General features: G+C 31.8%; 26 protein-coding genes and 1 pseudogene. 13 read left to right on the top strand and 14 right to left on the bottom strand.

What is annotated here, in order from left to right; all coding sequences use genetic code 11:
* Nucleotides 1–27: 27 nt before the first annotated feature.
* From ACIQ7L_RS11615 to ACIQ7L_RS11575, 9 genes are all read left to right on the top strand, one after another.
* Nucleotides 28–150, top strand: coding sequence for a hypothetical protein (locus tag ACIQ7L_RS11615; RefSeq protein ID WP_400569215.1), 123 nt, complete (start codon nucleotides 28–30; stop codon nucleotides 148–150).
* 471 nt (nucleotides 151–621) lie between these two features.
* Nucleotides 622–1,152, top strand: a complete 531-nt coding sequence (locus tag ACIQ7L_RS11610) for a hypothetical protein (protein WP_400569214.1) — start codon at nucleotides 622–624, stop codon at nucleotides 1,150–1,152.
* A gap of 130 nt (nucleotides 1,153–1,282) precedes the next feature.
* Nucleotides 1,283–1,528 carry a hypothetical protein gene (locus ACIQ7L_RS11605; protein ID WP_400569212.1) on the top strand — a complete coding sequence of 82 codons (246 nt, stop codon included), beginning with the start codon at nucleotides 1,283–1,285 and terminating at the stop codon, nucleotides 1,526–1,528.
* A 56-nt stretch (nucleotides 1,529–1,584) separates the two neighbouring features.
* Complete coding sequence (locus ACIQ7L_RS11600) at nucleotides 1,585–1,803, top strand: hypothetical protein (protein ID WP_400569210.1); 219 nt, start codon at nucleotides 1,585–1,587, stop codon at nucleotides 1,801–1,803.
* A gap of 119 nt (nucleotides 1,804–1,922) precedes the next feature.
* The gene (locus ACIQ7L_RS11595) at nucleotides 1,923–2,165 is read left to right on the top strand and encodes a hypothetical protein (RefSeq protein WP_400569208.1); all 243 of its coding nucleotides are present in this window, start codon (nucleotides 1,923–1,925) and stop codon (nucleotides 2,163–2,165) included.
* Nucleotides 2,166–2,279: 114 nt separating this feature from the next.
* Nucleotides 2,280–2,597 carry a hypothetical protein gene (locus tag ACIQ7L_RS11590; RefSeq protein WP_400569206.1) on the top strand — a complete coding sequence of 106 codons (318 nt, stop codon included), beginning with the start codon at nucleotides 2,280–2,282 and terminating at the stop codon, nucleotides 2,595–2,597.
* Between the two features lie 31 nt (nucleotides 2,598–2,628).
* Nucleotides 2,629–2,751 carry a hypothetical protein gene (locus ACIQ7L_RS11585; protein WP_400569204.1) on the top strand — a complete coding sequence of 41 codons (123 nt, stop codon included), beginning with the start codon at nucleotides 2,629–2,631 and terminating at the stop codon, nucleotides 2,749–2,751.
* A gap of 34 nt (nucleotides 2,752–2,785) precedes the next feature.
* Nucleotides 2,786–3,007 (top strand): hypothetical protein, encoded by a 222-nt coding sequence (locus tag ACIQ7L_RS11580; protein WP_400569202.1) that lies wholly within the window; start codon nucleotides 2,786–2,788, stop codon nucleotides 3,005–3,007.
* Nucleotides 3,008–3,058: 51 nt separating this feature from the next.
* Nucleotides 3,059–3,454, top strand: coding sequence for an ADP-ribosyltransferase-containing protein (locus ACIQ7L_RS11575; RefSeq protein ID WP_400569201.1), 396 nt, complete (start codon nucleotides 3,059–3,061; stop codon nucleotides 3,452–3,454).
* Between the two features lie 51 nt (nucleotides 3,455–3,505).
* On the opposite strand, the gene ACIQ7L_RS11570 is transcribed toward ACIQ7L_RS11575, so the two are convergent.
* The 8 genes and pseudogenes from ACIQ7L_RS11570 to ACIQ7L_RS11535 form a co-directional block, all read right to left on the bottom strand.
* Nucleotides 3,506–3,949: an HAD domain-containing protein gene (locus ACIQ7L_RS11570; RefSeq protein WP_400569200.1), complete on the bottom strand. Its 444-nt coding sequence runs from the start codon at nucleotides 3,947–3,949 to the stop codon at nucleotides 3,506–3,508.
* Between the two features lie 12 nt (nucleotides 3,950–3,961).
* Nucleotides 3,962–4,315 carry a hypothetical protein gene (locus ACIQ7L_RS11565; protein WP_400569198.1) on the bottom strand — a complete coding sequence of 118 codons (354 nt, stop codon included), beginning with the start codon at nucleotides 4,313–4,315 and terminating at the stop codon, nucleotides 3,962–3,964.
* Between the two features lie 9 nt (nucleotides 4,316–4,324).
* Complete coding sequence (locus ACIQ7L_RS11560) at nucleotides 4,325–4,570, bottom strand: hypothetical protein (RefSeq protein ID WP_400569196.1); 246 nt, start codon at nucleotides 4,568–4,570, stop codon at nucleotides 4,325–4,327.
* Nucleotides 4,571–4,586: 16 nt separating this feature from the next.
* Nucleotides 4,587–4,823 carry a hypothetical protein gene (locus tag ACIQ7L_RS11555; protein ID WP_400569195.1) on the bottom strand — a complete coding sequence of 79 codons (237 nt, stop codon included), beginning with the start codon at nucleotides 4,821–4,823 and terminating at the stop codon, nucleotides 4,587–4,589.
* Between the two features lie 19 nt (nucleotides 4,824–4,842).
* A complete protein-coding gene (locus tag ACIQ7L_RS11550) occupies nucleotides 4,843–5,136 on the bottom strand; it encodes a hypothetical protein (protein WP_400569193.1) in 294 nt (97 codons plus the stop codon).
* Nucleotides 5,137–5,159: 23 nt separating this feature from the next.
* Nucleotides 5,160–5,537: a zinc-ribbon domain containing protein gene (locus ACIQ7L_RS11545; RefSeq protein WP_400569192.1), complete on the bottom strand. Its 378-nt coding sequence runs from the start codon at nucleotides 5,535–5,537 to the stop codon at nucleotides 5,160–5,162.
* 28 nt (nucleotides 5,538–5,565) lie between these two features.
* Nucleotides 5,566–5,775, bottom strand: a complete 210-nt coding sequence (locus ACIQ7L_RS11540) for a hypothetical protein (protein WP_400569190.1) — start codon at nucleotides 5,773–5,775, stop codon at nucleotides 5,566–5,568.
* A 370-nt stretch (nucleotides 5,776–6,145) separates the two neighbouring features.
* A pseudogene (locus tag ACIQ7L_RS11535) lies at nucleotides 6,146–6,868 on the bottom strand (tRNA(His) guanylyltransferase Thg1 family protein); the annotation flags it as partial.
* 143 nt (nucleotides 6,869–7,011) lie between these two features.
* Between ACIQ7L_RS11535 and ACIQ7L_RS11530 the strand changes: the two are divergent.
* On the top strand, nucleotides 7,012–7,749 hold the full coding sequence (locus ACIQ7L_RS11530) for a hypothetical protein (RefSeq protein WP_400569188.1): 738 nt from the start codon (nucleotides 7,012–7,014) through the stop codon (nucleotides 7,747–7,749).
* Between the two features lie 34 nt (nucleotides 7,750–7,783).
* Here ACIQ7L_RS11530 and ACIQ7L_RS11525 read toward each other — a convergent pair whose 3' ends face one another.
* Nucleotides 7,784–8,554, bottom strand: coding sequence for a VWA domain-containing protein (locus ACIQ7L_RS11525; RefSeq protein WP_400569187.1), 771 nt, complete (start codon nucleotides 8,552–8,554; stop codon nucleotides 7,784–7,786).
* Nucleotides 8,555–8,759: 205 nt separating this feature from the next.
* Between ACIQ7L_RS11525 and ACIQ7L_RS11520 the strand changes: the two genes are divergently transcribed.
* Both ACIQ7L_RS11520 and ACIQ7L_RS11515 read left to right on the top strand, forming a co-directional pair.
* On the top strand, nucleotides 8,760–9,317 hold the full coding sequence (locus tag ACIQ7L_RS11520; protein ID WP_400569185.1) for a hypothetical protein: 558 nt from the start codon (nucleotides 8,760–8,762) through the stop codon (nucleotides 9,315–9,317).
* A gap of 57 nt (nucleotides 9,318–9,374) precedes the next feature.
* Nucleotides 9,375–9,572 carry a hypothetical protein gene (locus ACIQ7L_RS11515; protein ID WP_400569183.1) on the top strand — a complete coding sequence of 66 codons (198 nt, stop codon included), beginning with the start codon at nucleotides 9,375–9,377 and terminating at the stop codon, nucleotides 9,570–9,572.
* A 229-nt stretch (nucleotides 9,573–9,801) separates the two neighbouring features.
* On the opposite strand, the gene ACIQ7L_RS11510 is transcribed toward ACIQ7L_RS11515, so the two are convergent.
* The 4 genes from ACIQ7L_RS11510 to ACIQ7L_RS11495 form a co-directional block, all read right to left on the bottom strand.
* On the bottom strand, nucleotides 9,802–10,248 hold the full coding sequence (locus ACIQ7L_RS11510) for a hypothetical protein (protein ID WP_400569181.1): 447 nt from the start codon (nucleotides 10,246–10,248) through the stop codon (nucleotides 9,802–9,804).
* Nucleotides 10,249–10,405: 157 nt separating this feature from the next.
* Nucleotides 10,406–10,606 carry a hypothetical protein gene (locus ACIQ7L_RS11505; protein ID WP_400569178.1) on the bottom strand — a complete coding sequence of 67 codons (201 nt, stop codon included), beginning with the start codon at nucleotides 10,604–10,606 and terminating at the stop codon, nucleotides 10,406–10,408.
* A gap of 41 nt (nucleotides 10,607–10,647) precedes the next feature.
* Entirely contained in the window at nucleotides 10,648–12,657 is a 2,010-nt protein-coding gene (gene ligA, locus ACIQ7L_RS11500) for an NAD-dependent DNA ligase LigA (RefSeq protein ID WP_400569176.1), read from the bottom strand.
* The gene (locus ACIQ7L_RS11495) at nucleotides 12,657–12,935 is read right to left on the bottom strand and encodes a hypothetical protein (RefSeq protein ID WP_400569173.1); all 279 of its coding nucleotides are present in this window, start codon (nucleotides 12,933–12,935) and stop codon (nucleotides 12,657–12,659) included. Before ACIQ7L_RS11495 ends, ligA begins: the two co-directional genes overlap by 1 nt.
* A 266-nt stretch (nucleotides 12,936–13,201) precedes the next feature.
* On the opposite strand from ACIQ7L_RS11495, the gene ACIQ7L_RS11490 reads away from it, so the two are divergent.
* Nucleotides 13,202–13,492 carry a hypothetical protein gene (locus tag ACIQ7L_RS11490; RefSeq protein WP_400569170.1) on the top strand — a complete coding sequence of 97 codons (291 nt, stop codon included), beginning with the start codon at nucleotides 13,202–13,204 and terminating at the stop codon, nucleotides 13,490–13,492.
* 62 nt (nucleotides 13,493–13,554) lie between these two features.
* Here the strand turns inward: ACIQ7L_RS11490 and recD2 are convergent, their stop codons facing one another.
* Nucleotides 13,555–16,116, bottom strand: coding sequence for an SF1B family DNA helicase RecD2 (gene recD2, locus ACIQ7L_RS11485; RefSeq protein ID WP_400569168.1), 2,562 nt, complete (start codon nucleotides 16,114–16,116; stop codon nucleotides 13,555–13,557).
* Nucleotides 16,117–16,181 lie beyond the last annotated feature (65 nt).

Genomic DNA, 16,181 nt, shown 5'->3' with positions numbered 1-16,181 from the left:
GTTATTAGTAAAAGGAAGTAAGTGACTATGCTTCTTGTATATGCGGCCATGTACTTTGCGAAAAGATACAAGGAACAAGAATTTTATGAAAGAATGAAAAAAGATGGTGTAGATTTCGAACGTCTGGACATTGAAGGATTAGATGTATAAGTAACGATTAAACGATTTGGAGCAGTTGATGAGAAGTTTTTAGGTTTTGTTAGAGATAAATTCACGGATTATGACGAGGCTAAAACAGAAGATTTCTTTGTTGTGTATGATAAATAGTAGATTTTGTATATAAGGATTTATTAATAATGAAGAGGGTGCTAATAGTATGCGGGTTATTACAAATATAATAAAGGGGATTGGTATCCTTTTATATCTGATATTCGGAATTGTCCTGGGATACGTGTGGGAGTTTTTCTCAACAACCATTTTGTGGATTATAAAATTTCCAAGACGATTTACATGTAGAAAGCATGGTCATGAATGGGTTTGTCATGGTAATGGATTAATGGGCATTCTGGGTCCGCTATATCCTTTTACCTGTGAGAAATGTGGGAAGCGTAGTAGAGGGAATATGAAAGACTTTGGCAACAAACCATTTACTGCGAAACTAAAACTTTAGGAGTGATATAGATGTTAGTATATGATTTTACGAATAAAGAGAATGAAGTTCTATTAGAGGCAAAAAGAAACACTGTTATGATTATGGCACGAGTACCAAAAGTAATTATGTTTGAAACTGGCGATGAATTACGTACCATGGCTGATGTGTTAGAACATCTTTCTGAATTGGCTGATGACAGAGAGGATGAGAATGCAGAGGTAGCTCTTAGTATGTTTGATGAATTCGAACAAGAAAGCTATATGAAGGATGAAGAAGAGTATTCATCACGAAACTTAAAGGTTTTCACTTGTAAAGATGATGCTCTTTTATATGATGACAAAATCTCCATCTTTTTTGGTGTATTAAACAGTAGAGATTGTTTCCTTGAGCCCGATGAAGTTAAGGTAATTCTTACATATTTTAAAGAGTTCATAGGCAGTGATATGTGTAAAGATGCGACAAAAGAAATGCTCTTACAGATTGTTCAAGTGTTAGAGGAAGACCTGCAAGCGTTAAAGGAAAACAAACCTTATTTCAAAGTTGAAGTTGATGGAAATTAATTCATTTCGAGAATCGTTTCTGACGATTCTTTTTTGTTGAATACAGAATGAAATAGACTTAAATATCTATAATGTTATAGATAACTATAAACAGGTATTTGATTAAATTCATTAAAAAGGTGGAGTTAACATGAAGTTTATCTATGAGGTAATCAGCGATACAAAATCAGGTATGAAAAGAGAAGAGTTTCACAGTGTTGATGAAATAACATCAAAGTACACACTGAATGGCTTTAAGGAACATGCTATGAAACAAGAATTACAAGGGCAACCACGATTCTTTGGTTTATTAGGACCAATGTATAACGGAGTGAAAAATGGTGTTCCTGTAATACGGTATGAGACGCAGGTTGTATACAATGCTTTATCAATATAAAGACAACCATATAATGTTAAATAAAATATAGAATGAATAAAGGTAGGTATTTTGAAATGAGTTTTAAAGGTATGATTAATAAATGGAAGCAAGAAGTAATGAAGGAAATTCATAAGAATCCACATTTGATGGGTAAAATTGGTTTGTATGATAAAGTTGAAATCCATGTGGATGGTTCATTAATTGTCAAATCCCAAAATGAACATATCTCAAATGAAACGATTACAAATGTTGTAACTCCGTTTAGAGATTGGAAAAAGAGAAGAACTGCTTAAATGCAGTTCTTTTTTATATTCATAGAATAAATGGATGTAGGGGTAACTCGTGAATTATCTTATGCAATTGATAAATTCAATGAAGAGGCTGAAAAATTAGAGAAACTGGAGAGTATTCTATGCTAATCCCTTATGAATATGTGAATGGATTAGTTGAATACAGTCACGGATGTGGTTTAGCACATTATTTACAAGCAGACGTATTTAAAAAGTTATCGGAAATTGGTAAAGATGTTTTAACATTCCAGTTAACTGATTGTATATTATCCATGTATACGCCTTCTGATATTGAAACCATCTTAGGATGTGTGGGTAGTTTTGATTTAAAAATTGAAGATGCATTAAAAGAACGTTACCTATAAGGTAGCGTTTTTTCTTTTGTAATTAATATATGAAAAGTCTTGTCAGTATAATACAAGGATAACTATAAATAGGTATTTTTATAAAATCCATTAAAAAGGAAAGGATTGTTTAAAATGTTGAGTGTACAAGAATATCGAGTAGTAATGTATGGTTGTAACTATAAAGAACATTTAGATATTAAAAGTAATTTTTGGCATGGAAAGCCAGATTCAGTTGATGAAACAGATGCTTTTGGTTCTCATAAGTGGGTTTTTCGGTACTATGAAAAAAATGTAGGAGTGATGCATAAAACAGATGACTTTTTTAAACCATCTGAATGTGAACCAGGGAAATATCTACATGATTTAAAAACAGAGAATGACCAATATTATATTTATAGACGATTTAAAAATGGAATTTTAAGAATAACAAGAGAAGAATACTTATCTTGATAAAAGTGTATTTTATATGGAGGTTGGTACTATGTATCAAGTTTATACATATATAAATGGAATCAAGTATTATACAAATTGTGATACAGAAAAAGAATGTGATGATTTTACAAAATCTAAGAAATGGGATATTTATTGGGCTGAAAAATTATAAGTAGAAAATTTATTTAGCAGAGAGGATGTTTGAGATGAAAACAAGGTTAAGTAATAATCATACGCAAATATTAAAAAATATGTCTGATAATATTAAACATTTTATAGAAGATGGGGAACTTGGATTTAATATCAATGACAGGGAAGAAGTTGATTACTTCACACAGATGTTATCAAATATGGATATAAACTTTACTACACGTCTACATGATGTTGATACAAATGTAGTTATTGTTGAATATAATGATTACAGATAGATGAGAATCATGTTCTAAATTTAAGTAAGCTATAAATAGGAGGGAATTTTAGTGATAAATGAAATGGTATATCATGGTAGAGAAAATCATGGAGAAATTAATGATAATGTTGTGTTCTTTTCCTCTAATAAAGATTTTTCAAGAGATTATGGAGAAGTGAAAAGATATAATCTTGCACTTAAAAATCCATTTGATTCGTGCTCTAAGAAAGATATTGAATTTTTACTAAATATGGTAGGTGTAATTGTTGACAGTTATGATGATTTAGAATATAGAAATTATGATGATATTGAAAAAACTGGTCTGCTTTATGCAGATACATGGTCAATGTTTGAATCTTATATGAGTCAAATAGAGAGACTGGGCTATGATGGAATGATTATATATGAGGGTGGAATCCAAAATTTTGTATCATTTGATTCAAAGCAATATAAACAGTGTATTTAATATAGATGTAATAAAAAGCAAGGGAGGAACCCCTTGCTTTTCCTATGTCTATTAATCATTAAACAGTTGAATAACTTCATCTCGTTTATTTTCATTTAGACCATCTTTATAGGGACTTGTTAATACGAGTCTATCTGAGAAGTGTATCATGTCATCGTCATCATCAATAATAACAAACTTATTAATATGTTTATTAAACCCATCCATAAATGCTTGTATTTCTGCTCCTCTTGGTTCATTATTCAATACAGGTGTTCTACCTATAATATATTTTTGTAAACCGTAGTGAGAGAAAATGGACTTCTTCAGCATCTTTACAGAACCAAGCTTTCTCCAAGTAGAAATGACTACTATTTTCGCATCGCATTTTTCAAGTATGGTCTTAAGATTCTCTAATGCCTTTGGACAAAATGCTTGTAGCTTATGTTGTTTACTTCTAACAAAGTAATTAGAATGATTCATAACACCATCAATATCTAAGAAAATAAGATTCATATGTATCACCTATTATAAATATTTTTTGTTATTGGATTCTTTTGAAAGCTCCATGATAAATGCAAAGTCATTTGCAAAGGACATCAAATTAGCTTTTGCTCTGTTTGATTTAACTTCCTGTGTAGGGGAGTTACAAACCATATCCTGCTTTCTAACGTTTGTATCTGTAAAATAAACTGGCTCACACATGAGAACCTGACAAATATAGTCCATATCTACTTCATGTACTTGTTTCATTGATAGTGCATTATTTAATAACCCATTTATAACATGAACATCCACCGTAGATTCTTCAGATAAAAGATTCATGTCGTACCCAAGAGAAGACATGCGCTGTTTTAGTAGAGTTCCGATAAACATTTTCATCACGACCTTCTACCAAAAGATAATTTCAAATCCATGATTTGCAGGACAATTCTTTGCCCATTGAATAATTTCTTTAAACATTTGTTCAGGTGTTGTAGCTTTTGAAAATTCTTTCTTTCCATCATGGAAGATTTTATTTCCTTTGGTAGGATAATGATATTTAAAACGTACCATTACATGAATTTCATTATCTACTTCATCATTGACAGTTGCACCTAAGAATCCCATAAATAGTAACTCTTCTTTTAAATCCATGTTGTATCGTATCCTTTCAGCATTCATTTGCTAAATGCTTTAATTTTTTGGCGTACTTTTCTAAGCTGATTTTTTCCTCAGTCAAAACTCGAATTGTTTCTCTGTGTCTTGTAATCTGGAATTCATTAACAAAAAAATCTTTTTCTTCTTCCTGTTTTAAAAATCTTTGTTCTGCTTTAATCTTCTTTTCTAAGTGTTTTACACAATCTTTGACACCATCGCTCTTTGCTAATAAACGTTCTTTTTCAGTCATAATATGATTCATCCTTATGTCAAACTTCAATTTCTTCTAATTTAAAATATCTTCCTAAGTGTTCGAATATAGGAGTAATTTGTAGCTCACCAAATGTAGTGTTTTTCTCTTTGTCAACGACAGCATAATCATTTCCATAAATAAGAGACGCTTTGACGATGTAACCCCTAAATAAATAAGAATCCTTTAAAAGTGAATCTAAAACCTCTTGTTCGTCATCTTTCGAAACAAATGGAATTATTTCTGTATCTTCTCCAGGATGGAAGAGTAAATAGTTGTTTCGCTTAATTTCAACTAAGTATTTCATTTCCATTAATTACTCACTCATTTCAGATTTTATGTATTTTTAACCTTGGAAACTCTCCAATAGCCATCATTGTAATGTGGAGGTAGTGTTCTTTCTTCTGATTCTGAAAGCCATTTCCATTTATCTTCAAATACAATTGTTCCATCTTCTAATATATTTAATAGTTTTATCTTACTAATTTCACCAACAAAGGAGCGGTCTCCAGTGAAACTGGCTTTCGTTCGATAGATATATTGACCAATGCATGTATGTAAATCAATCTTATTGTTATCTCGTCTTTTTTGACGACAGTAATAACATCTTTTTGGTAGTGCTAAATCCCTATCTGAATAAAAACGCTTGTCATGTTCTGATAATGAAAAAGGTTCTTGGCAATCCTTACACTTTTGTTCCATTGTTAGTTGCATAGTGTACATCCCTTTCAATAGTCGCAATTTAATCATCTTTAGATGGAGAAACTTCTTTATTAATCCCTAAAAACATATCAAATTCATCTTGCATTTCTTTTGTGGGAGGAGGGAAACGAATTGTTCCTCTATAGTTACCCTTAGAAGTAGGAAGTAGTGATAAAAGAAGGGCTATAGATAAAGCCCCCACCACAAATAGGTGGGGATTTCCAATCATTTTATGGATGAGTGTAAGCATGTTATATGCAACTCCTTATATAGTAGTTAGCCTACGCTACAATCGAATCGTATTGCTTTGATTTTTTAATTAAATTTTTCGCAACATCCATATAAACATCTAAATTAATCTCGACTGTATCTCCGAAAGTTTGGATAAACACATATCGAAGAACAACAGCAAAGTCTAATAGGGTTTGAATGGAACGCTCTTTAAAAGCATCGAAAATTTCTTCAGTTTTTGACCATAATTCGTGATAATGACTATTTTCAATTTTTGATTTTTCACTTCTATAACGGCAAGAAGGGGTCAAGATTTTAGACTCATAGTATTCGCTTAATAAAGATTGAAGTTGTTCTTTTGGAAGATTTAGTTCAATTTTTCTTGAATTCATTTCAAATTCACTGAATACATATTGGTCAATGTAATCTCTATCTTTAGAGAACTGAGGAGTGTTAAAGTCAACATCCCACTTTGTTCTTGTTGCAGTTCCTTTTAAGTAGGATTGTTTTGTAATACATACGCCTCGCTTCTGCCAGACAGGAAGGTTGTTCCAGTTAATATTTCTTTCAGCAAATAGTTTCTCTTGTAGTTGAGAACCATTGTATCCTTGTAACTCTTTGTGTTTAAAGTTTGCTTGAGCAACCATCGCAATACTGTTTTTGGTAGCGTCTTGTTGTCTCCATAAGAAGTAGTTTGTAACTTCTTCCTTTGGTAATACAAATGCTCTACTATCGAACGTTGCAAGTGTTTTTGTGATAGGGAACATGATTTCATTGAATTTTGCTGTAGCCATAGAAGCAGATACAGACACCATCTTCTGTAAATCATTACCGAACCATGATTGAGTTGTTACTTTATCGTAGTTTGTTAATAATAATGAAATTTCATCGCTTTGGTGATAAGCCATTTTACAACCCATAATGTTTTCAGCAAGGTATTTGGCAGTCTCCCAGAAAGCTTTTGCAAGCATCTCGTCAAATGGCTTTCCCATCTTCTTTGTATACGTGTGAAAGTGTGTACCATCAATACGAATAATTACGGGACTTCTTTTTGTTAATTTTGTTTTATTTTCGTACTCTTTCATTCGAGCACCTAATTTATTTGAACTCATAATTACATCTCCTAAAAATTTAAATTTATATGTATTTAATATTAATTTTTGTCTTTGAAATCTATAATCAATATTACATTTGTTATAAACTAAAGTCAATGATATAATTGTAAAAAGTAAAAAATAATTTACGAGGTGTGACGATGGAAATACAAGATATTTTAAAATTAAAAGAAGCATATGATGAAGCGATACAGAAAGGAGATAGAGAAGTTGCTCAAACGACTGCAATGGTTCTTGTTGAAAAGGGCATTCCCGATTTATTGAAGATGTTAGAAATCGAGCAATTCACAGTGAAGAGAACAAAGAGTATTTTGAAGCGTAAAAAAAGTGAGGTAGCGTTATTTGAACATTTATTCTTAGAAGAACAACAAAAGGTTAGCGATTTAAAAGGGGAACCTGCCTTGGTTGGAAATCAAAGAAGAATATATGGAGAATGTTTTGATTTAGACGAGCTCTTGTTTGAAGGTAAGAACATTCAAATTATCACAACATCACTATGGAATCAAAGAGTGGAGAGAATAGAAGAAATGTGGAAGGGGATTTATGACAAATGGAAAGAGACCAGCGTTGAGTCATCTGAATTTTTAGCTTTACTTGAAGGTTATGAACATAACGATTGGATTTTATTTACGTACAAAGGACAGAGAACGGCAAATGATACACATTTTAAATTTAATGGAAAAATATTAGTAAAACCCAATGAGATAAAAGAAGGACGATTAGAGTTTAGATACTATTTTTATACTTATATAGAGTTCAAAAAAGAGGGAGAAGATGTGATTCGCTATAAAGAAATAGATGGCGTAGCAGTTGAAGATAAAGAAAAATTACTGGAAGGCTTAAAACAGCACTTGAATGAACAAGAAAAAGCTCAATGATTACAAGTCATTGAGCTTTTCTATTTGTCATCTATTATTGAATGAAACCATGGGCTTTTGCTTCTTTAATCCAAAGAGGGAACTCATTCATAAGCGTTTCATATAGTTTTTCTTGAGACATGCTGTTGATTTCTTCTTTTGTAAATCGAACAAAATTAGCATTATCAATTACACGTCCATCCATATTATCAAGTTTCTCAAGGAATGCAAAGTTTCCTTTTTTCCCAATCCCTACAAATTGCCAGAAGATAGGTTGGTCAGAAGACTCACGGATAATACGTTCTGCTTCGGGTTTATCGAAATTATCACCATCTGTAATAAAGACTACAAAAGTTGGATATTTTACAGGCCCTTGGGGTTTATCAACTTTTACAGTTTCTGTTTTCCCTAACAGCTTTGAGAAGAAGCCACTTTTAGGTTGTTCGACAGCTTTTGTTATAGTTTTTGTTCCATACTCTTTTACAATTTTATTCATAACTCCTGCATAAGCAGTGTAAGGCTCCAAATTGAACTTCTTCAAGAATACATCTTGGATGTAATTGCGGTAGTTTGCTCGACTTGCATCACCAATATGTCTGTGGCTTTTACCAAATCCATAAACATCAATAGAATTGTTATCATCAATGTTTAAAGCGACAGCTAAGATAGATTCAGTAACATCTTGTACAGTATTGTTACTATATAAATGTCTCATGGAAGTAGAACCATCGAGCACAAAAACAACTTGAGCGATGACTCCCGAAAGGTTTTTCTTTTCTAATACGATTTTTGCAATTTCAGTTTTTTTCTCTAATGTAATAGCCAATTAAAACATCTCCTTAGTTATCTAATCGTTATGTATCTATTACTAAGTATAAAACGTTACTTTTACTAAAGTCAATAAAATATTATTATCAAAGTAAAATATAATTTACTTATCGTGTTATGGGATGAAGTCCAACTATCTATAATATAAGGATTATATAAACAGGTGTATTCAAAATACGAATTAATTTTAGGAGGAAATAATCATGACAACAATTTTATCAACAGTAGACTGCCAAGAAGCATATAACAAGATTGAAGATGCTTGGCTTATAGGTAAAGACTTTAAAGAAGAAGATGGATTTGATATGAATACAATTGAATGGTCAGAATTCGCTTGGAAAGAAATGAAACAGAATTTTATGGATTACTTACAGGCGGAAATTGAAAGATATGAAAAACGTTATAAAACGAACGTTGAACGTATTGCTCTTGTAGGTCACGTAGGACGTTGGAATGGAAGTCCTGTAGGAGGCAGAATGTTATCACATGATGACAATCCGTTAGAATATATGGGGCGAGTAGATGATATTGATGTGAGTGTAGACAAAGATGGTTCACTTATTGTTTCAGGTCATCATCATGACGGTTCACACGCTATGCAGATTTACTTCTTGTCTGAGAACAAATTAAACAAATTGGATAGAGATTGGGACGCATGTTGGCTTGACTTTGGTGCAAATCATTTTGAACAGATTTATAATGATTTCAAACCTTTGAAATTAACAAAGTCTGGTCGTAATTATTACAACCTGTTGCATTAAAATAAAACGTTGTTTTAGCAGAACAAGACAATATTAATCAATATGGAGGCTTATGAAATGGCAAAGTATGAATGTGGATATTGTGACAAGGTGTATGATGAAGTTGAATGGAATGAAGCTACACAAAAAGAATCTAAGGGTAAAATCGTTCCTATCAAAACAGCAATTGAACAACAAAAGGCTGAAGAACATGGATATAGTTGTCCTGAATGCGGTGAGTATCAAGACTTAATTTTTATGCGTCAGATTCAATAATTCATAATTATTTTTTAACAAATAATTAAAGATTTTGACCTCAATTAATTTGAGGTCTTTTTTATGATTTGCTCAGAATATAGTTTTTTATGATATTTCTTTTTATTTTACAAACACAATTTTTTAATTAATTTATTCAAAATGTTACAGAGATAATATTTTGTTTTATTTAATGAAAATGAAAAGAGTCATACGTAGAAAAAGAATCCTGAAAAGGATTCTTTATTTATTAGTCTTTTTTGAATATCCCATGTGTAGTATATTCTTTCCCGTTTGACATAAAATGAATTTCTTTGGCTTCAAAGTCAGGTAGTAATTCGCAAGTTGAATTTCCTTTTAAAATTGATTCTGCAAGCGAATGAGCATAAGGAGAAAAATAAATCGAACCTTCTTGTCCAACATCTTCATTTATTTTACTGCTAACTTGGTTTCCTGCAAAATGACTACTAAAGTCGGAAGAAATAACTGTTCCTATCAGTTTACAACCAATACTATTGTCTTCTATTTTATTTGTAAGAAAACCTTGAGCATGATTATAAACAAAGCCAGATGAATATATTGGATATTTTCCTTTTGGCACTTTTATTTCTTGATACCAGGCCGCACATTCATAACTATTGTTTTTAAATACCTTATCTTCTGTTAATACATACCAACCTATTTGCATTTTACTCATCATAAACACTCTCCTAAAATTAATTTATTGAAAATACCTGTTTTATAATATCTACGTATTATAAGCAGAAGGGGAGATGAAAATAATCATTAACATTAAAAAAAACAGAGAGTATTCTCTCTGCTTTAAAACTTTATACTGTAGTATCTACTTAATATTAATCTTCATCGTAACCTTCATTTTCATCAATTTCTTCTATGGAAATAGTCATTTTTATTTGTTTTCCTTCATATCTACTCAATAGCTCTTCTATTGATGGGGCAGAATTATAACCGATAGTATAGTCAAAATCGAATCTTGGGTCTCCAGTATCACTTGTTCTTTCATAGGTTACTTTACCTTCAAATTCTTGTTTCATTATGTTCATCCTTTCTAAATCAGAGTCTTTATCCGTATTGACTATTTCATCTTCTCAAAAAGCTCTTCTTCTGAAATAATAGGACATTTAAACTCAATAGCATTCTTATATTTAGAGCTATTTGTTTCTTTTTCAGGTAATTCACCTGTTAGATGGTCATAGCCACCGAGAACTAAGAAATCTGTCTTCTTAGATACTGAACCCGATAGTTTTCCACCACGAGATTCAATTTCTTTTTTGATATCATTACGAGGTTTAGATAAAGAGCCTGTAATAACAAATGTTTTGCCCTCGATTTCTCCAGAAGGAATGATTTCTTCAACTTCTTCCATCATTGTAAATCCAATAGAATACAAGAATTGTAGCAGTTCAATGTTATGTTGCTCTTTAAAGAATTTTGCTACACTATTAGCTACTGTTTCACCGATACCATCTATTTTCATTAATTCTACTTTTAACAACTCAATGTCTTTTGCAAGCTCCATCAAATGTTCCATTGTACGGAATTGTTTTGCGATATCTCGTCCAGTACTGGAGCCCACATTTTGAATAGCTAAAGCATATAAAAGTTTAGAAAGAGGAGCGTTTTTACTTTCTTCAATACCTGATAACATTTTCTGTATTTTTTTGTCTCCAAATCCTTTTAAAATAGATAATTTATCTAAGTTATCTTTAAGTGTATAGATATCAGAAACAGAAGAGAGAATGCCTTTTTCATAAAAGGTTTCAACTGTTTTTTCGCCAAGACCATCTATATTCATAGCACCTCTGGATACGAAGTGTTTTAAAATACGTTCTTGTTGAGCACTACATGTACTATTAATACAGAAGTAATGAACGTTATCTTCTTCCTTCACAACTTCTCCTTTGCATACAGGACAACAAGTAGGTGGTAAAATTTCTTTCTCTGTTCCATCACGTAATTCCGTAACAGCAGATACAATTTGTGGAATTACATCATTTGCACGAGCAACGACAATCGTATCGCCAATACGGATATCTCGTGCTTTTACATTGTCGTAATTTGCAAGGGAAGCTTTTTGAATCAACGCACCACCAATTTCAACAGGCTCAAAAATACCATTTGGTGTGATTTGTCCAGATTTACCAACTGTCTCTACAACATCAATTAGTTTTGTAGTCGCATCAAGACTTTCGAATTTAAAAGCACAACCCCAACGAGGAAATTTTGATGTATAACCTAAAGACTCTCGAATATCTAAACTATTAAATTTAAGCACAAGACCATCAATCATATGAGGAATAGTTGGTCGTACCTCTTTATTATAAGTTGAGCAATATTGAATGAGTTCTTCTCGTCCTTCATGTGTGTTTTTGAACACTTTATATGGAACAACATTAAAACCTTGTTCTTTTAAGAATTCTAATTGCTCCGTATCTTTTTTAAATGAAAGACCTTCTGCTTTAACTAAGTCAAAAGCAATAATACTTAATCCTCTTTCTTTTGCAACGCTCGCATTCAATGTGCGAACAGAACCAGAAACTAAGTTTCGAGGAGATTTATATTGACCGTCTATATTAATCCGTTCAAACTCAGAGAAAGGGATAACGGATTCTGCACGAACCTCAAGATAACCTTTAAATGCAATTTTCTTAGGAAGGTTCGTAATTGTTCTTACAGTATGTGTTACGTCTTCACCAACATATCCATCGCCTCTTGTTGAAGCTTCATAGTAGATACCATGATTGTACTTTAATACAATCGTTAATCCGTCTTCTTTATCACCCACAACAATTTCATCATCCGATTTATTTGCAAACTTCACAATATCTTCTTCTGTATGAACTTTATCTTGTGACAACATAGGTGTAGAGTGACTTACCTTCTTCAAACTATCAACTACAACTGAATAAATCCGTTGGGTAGGAGAGTTTACATCGGAAAATTCAGGATGTTTCTCTTCCAATGAAACCAATTCATAATACATTTGGTCATATTCGCTATCAGTAATGATAGGAGTACCTGCATCATATAGCAAATCATGTTTAATAATTTCTTCACGTAACTGTTTAATTTTTTGTTCAATCATTAGTTTTGCTCCTCTTTTAATATCATTGGTTTTACTTCCCATCGCTTAATCCACTCTTTATTTGCTAAATCTTTAGCTAATTTCCTGCGTTCAGTTGAAGATAACTCTTCATTTTGATAATAACCTTCTCCATATTCATAATAGCGATTCGCTTCAGCAGTACAAGCACTTTTTGCGATTTGCAAAGCTTTTTTCTTATCATAATATATCTTAGCGAATGCGTCTTGAGAAACACCAGACCAAGGCTTGCCGTTCTTTAATATGATATACATTTCCATATTATCACCGCTTATCATTATTTTGTTTATAATTCATTATAACATTAACTATAGTGTGTACAAAAGTTAAATTTAATAAAAAATATTTTACGAAAAGTATTGAGGTTGAAGGATAAAAGCAGTATGAACTCTTCTTCATATGTAAAGAAACTTGTATAAAATCTTATTTTGTTCAATCTTTAACAAAAAAGAATGGCTAACTATGAAATTGGTTTTATGATAAAATTGAGATAAACATTGTATGAGCATTGATTGGGGATGAAAAAATGACAACAAATACATATAAGGGTTTTTTGACAACTGAAATAGAAGGGGAGGAAGTTCAGTTACCTCCAGTTATTTTACGAAATGAAGATGAAATTCTTCGTTTTTGCTATCGAAATAGGCAAAAAATGAAAGAAATTATTGTACAAGATGAAGAGGAATTCTGTTTATTCCACATTAAGGATAATCAAACGATTTTCCCATTAGAAGCAATTGAGCATGAGAAACAACTGGCAAAACAGTGGGGGGTAGAAGTGTCAGAAATAAATTGGGAGAAGTTGTCTCGAATATAAAGTTATGAACATGATATAGGGAAAGTCGCAGAGAAATAAATTTATTCTTTGCGACTTTTTTATTAAATCAAATATAAACTTTCTAAACGTTCTTTCAGAGTGGTGTTACGTTCTCTTGATTTGTATGTCTTGATAGCATGTTTAATTGCTCGTTCTTCACCAATCACCACATTAAATTCTTGGGCTCGTGTATAGCCTGTATAGAATAGACTATTATCAAGCATTCTGTAATGAAGCATAGATATAGGCATGATACAAGCTTTCCATTGTGAGCCTTGAGCCTTATGAATCGAAAAGGCATAAGCATGGTCTAACTCTTCTTTTTCCTTATCATCATAAAAGATATAACCATCATCATATTTCACGATAATACGAATAATTTCCTTTGTTTTTTCAGTGTCACCTATTTTAACTTTTACTTTACGAATTGCTTCAATAACACCTGTTTCACCATTCGTAATACCACCTACAGCATCTTTATTTGGCTCGTATTTTGTAAGAATTTCATTATCCTCTGTGGTAATATAACCCTTTTTATACCATATCTTTAAATCATTATTTTTTAGATTAATCACTTTATCTCCTTCTTTAAAGTAAAGAGAATAACGTTCTTTATCTATTGAGAATTCCTTATTTAAAGAGGTGATAGGGGATGCTGATTGATTAAATGCTTGTTGCATTAATAGGTTAATCATATAGGTCCCTAAAACACCTGACTTTTGAGGAGATAGTATCTGGATGTCATCCAATGTATAATCAGGAAAAGTGAGAATACGCTTCACAGATTCGAGGATGTTTTTCAAAATAACCTTTGGTGAATCACGAAATACTACATAAGAATCTTTCGTGTCTTCGCAAGTTTCAATCATTTCTCCGTCAATAATCTTTTTGGCGTTTTTTGCAATTCCCGACTGCTTTCCTTGTCGCTTTACTACATCTAATGTGACAACAGGAACAACACCGCTTTCAATTAAATCCTTCAAAACACTACCTGGACCAATACTCGGTAACTGTTTAATATCACCCATCCAGATTATTGTAGCACCTCGTTTGATTGCTTGCAGTAAATCTTTTGATAGAATAACATCTAAAAAAGAACTTTCATCTAATACGATAATGTTTCCAGGTAAAGGATTAGATGCGTTGTAATAGAAACCATTTCCTGAACAAAATTCTAACCCTCTATGAACTGTAAGGCATTTTTCGTTTGTTGATTTTTTAGCAACTTTAGCGGCCTTTCCAGTTGGAGCCAATAATTGCAGATAGGGAACGATGCCGTTTGCTTTACATACAATGTTGAGAATTTTCAACATGATTTTCAAAACAAACGTTTTTCCGCAACCTGCGGAACCATCTAATATGTAAAAACCACCACGTCTTGCAGTGAAAGATAATATAGCTTCTTCTTGTTTATCTTCCAATTCAATTCCTTCTGTATAGAGATATTTATCCAATTCAGCTTTAATGTCTATTTGTTTTTTCCATTCTTGTGAATCTGAAAGACGATAAATCTCTTCTGCAACACGTACTTCAGCTCTATGAATATAATCTAAATAAACACGCTCTTGTTCAATTATAATTCGTTCAAGCGAAAGCAAGCTATTAATTTCTTCAACAATTCTATCAGATGAAATTTCGAATAATGGATATAAGAATTTGTCTTTTTCATTCTTATAACGAGCAGATTTCCAACGTTCATAACAAACCCTTAATTCGTTTCGTGGAATTAGAACATGAATCGTACCGAAATAATAAGAAATAGTTTCATCGCTTGTTTCATTTAATAAGCGTTCACTTTCTTTAATAGGAAGTGTAACTTTTAAAACTTCTCTTGTTTTCTCAATTAGGTCTTCTTTATGTAAAAAACAGTGACCATCTTTGGTAGCTTCATCAAGTCCATGAATAATACCTTCTTGAACACGCTCATCACTTAGCATATCAAAGTGAATCTCTTTGGCGATTTTATCACATTTTTTGAATCCATAACCTGGAATCTCTTTTGCTAAAAGATACGGATTTTCTGAAATCAAACGGATAATATCATCATTGTATTGACTATATAGTGTTTTTGATTGCTCAAATGACAAACCAATATCTAATAAGTACGACAAAGTATATTGAGAATTTGTTAGACTTTCAAGTTGTTTTTTCCAAGCTTCAACACTTTTTTTACCAATGCCTTTGATTCGACTCACAACTTCTTCAGGAGTTTCCATTAAAACATCAATAGATTTATCTCCAAAAACAGTATAAATCTCTTCAGCTCGATTTTTTAACCCTTTTAGAGTCCTAAGATACCGAATGATGCCTCTTTTTCCAATTGGTTTAATCGGTGATACTCGTTTCATTTTTACTTGTTTTTCACCTTTGTAAAAAATAATATTTCCATTCACCTGATAATGAATGTTTGGATTAAGTGGCATGATAAAATTACCATTCATTTTAAAATATAGACCTTCTTCACTTTGACAAGAATAAACACGATAACCCGATTCTGAATCACCATAAATTTCTTCAAGTGGAAGGGTGACAATTGTAATCTCATCATCTATTTCAAAATCTTCTAAAGCTGACTTAGGTTCACTAAGGTAATTTTCCAAATTAAATACAGACAAGTGTTTCACCTCTCCTTTTCTAACTGATTCGTACATGTTTCTTTATATGTGTATAAATACATTTTAACTTATTT

The organism is Bacillus sp. NPDC094106, assembly GCF_044764345.1.
GTDB lineage: Bacteria > Bacillota > Bacilli > Bacillales > Bacillaceae_G > Bacillus_A.
This window is presented reverse-complemented; position numbering and strand designations above follow the sequence as displayed.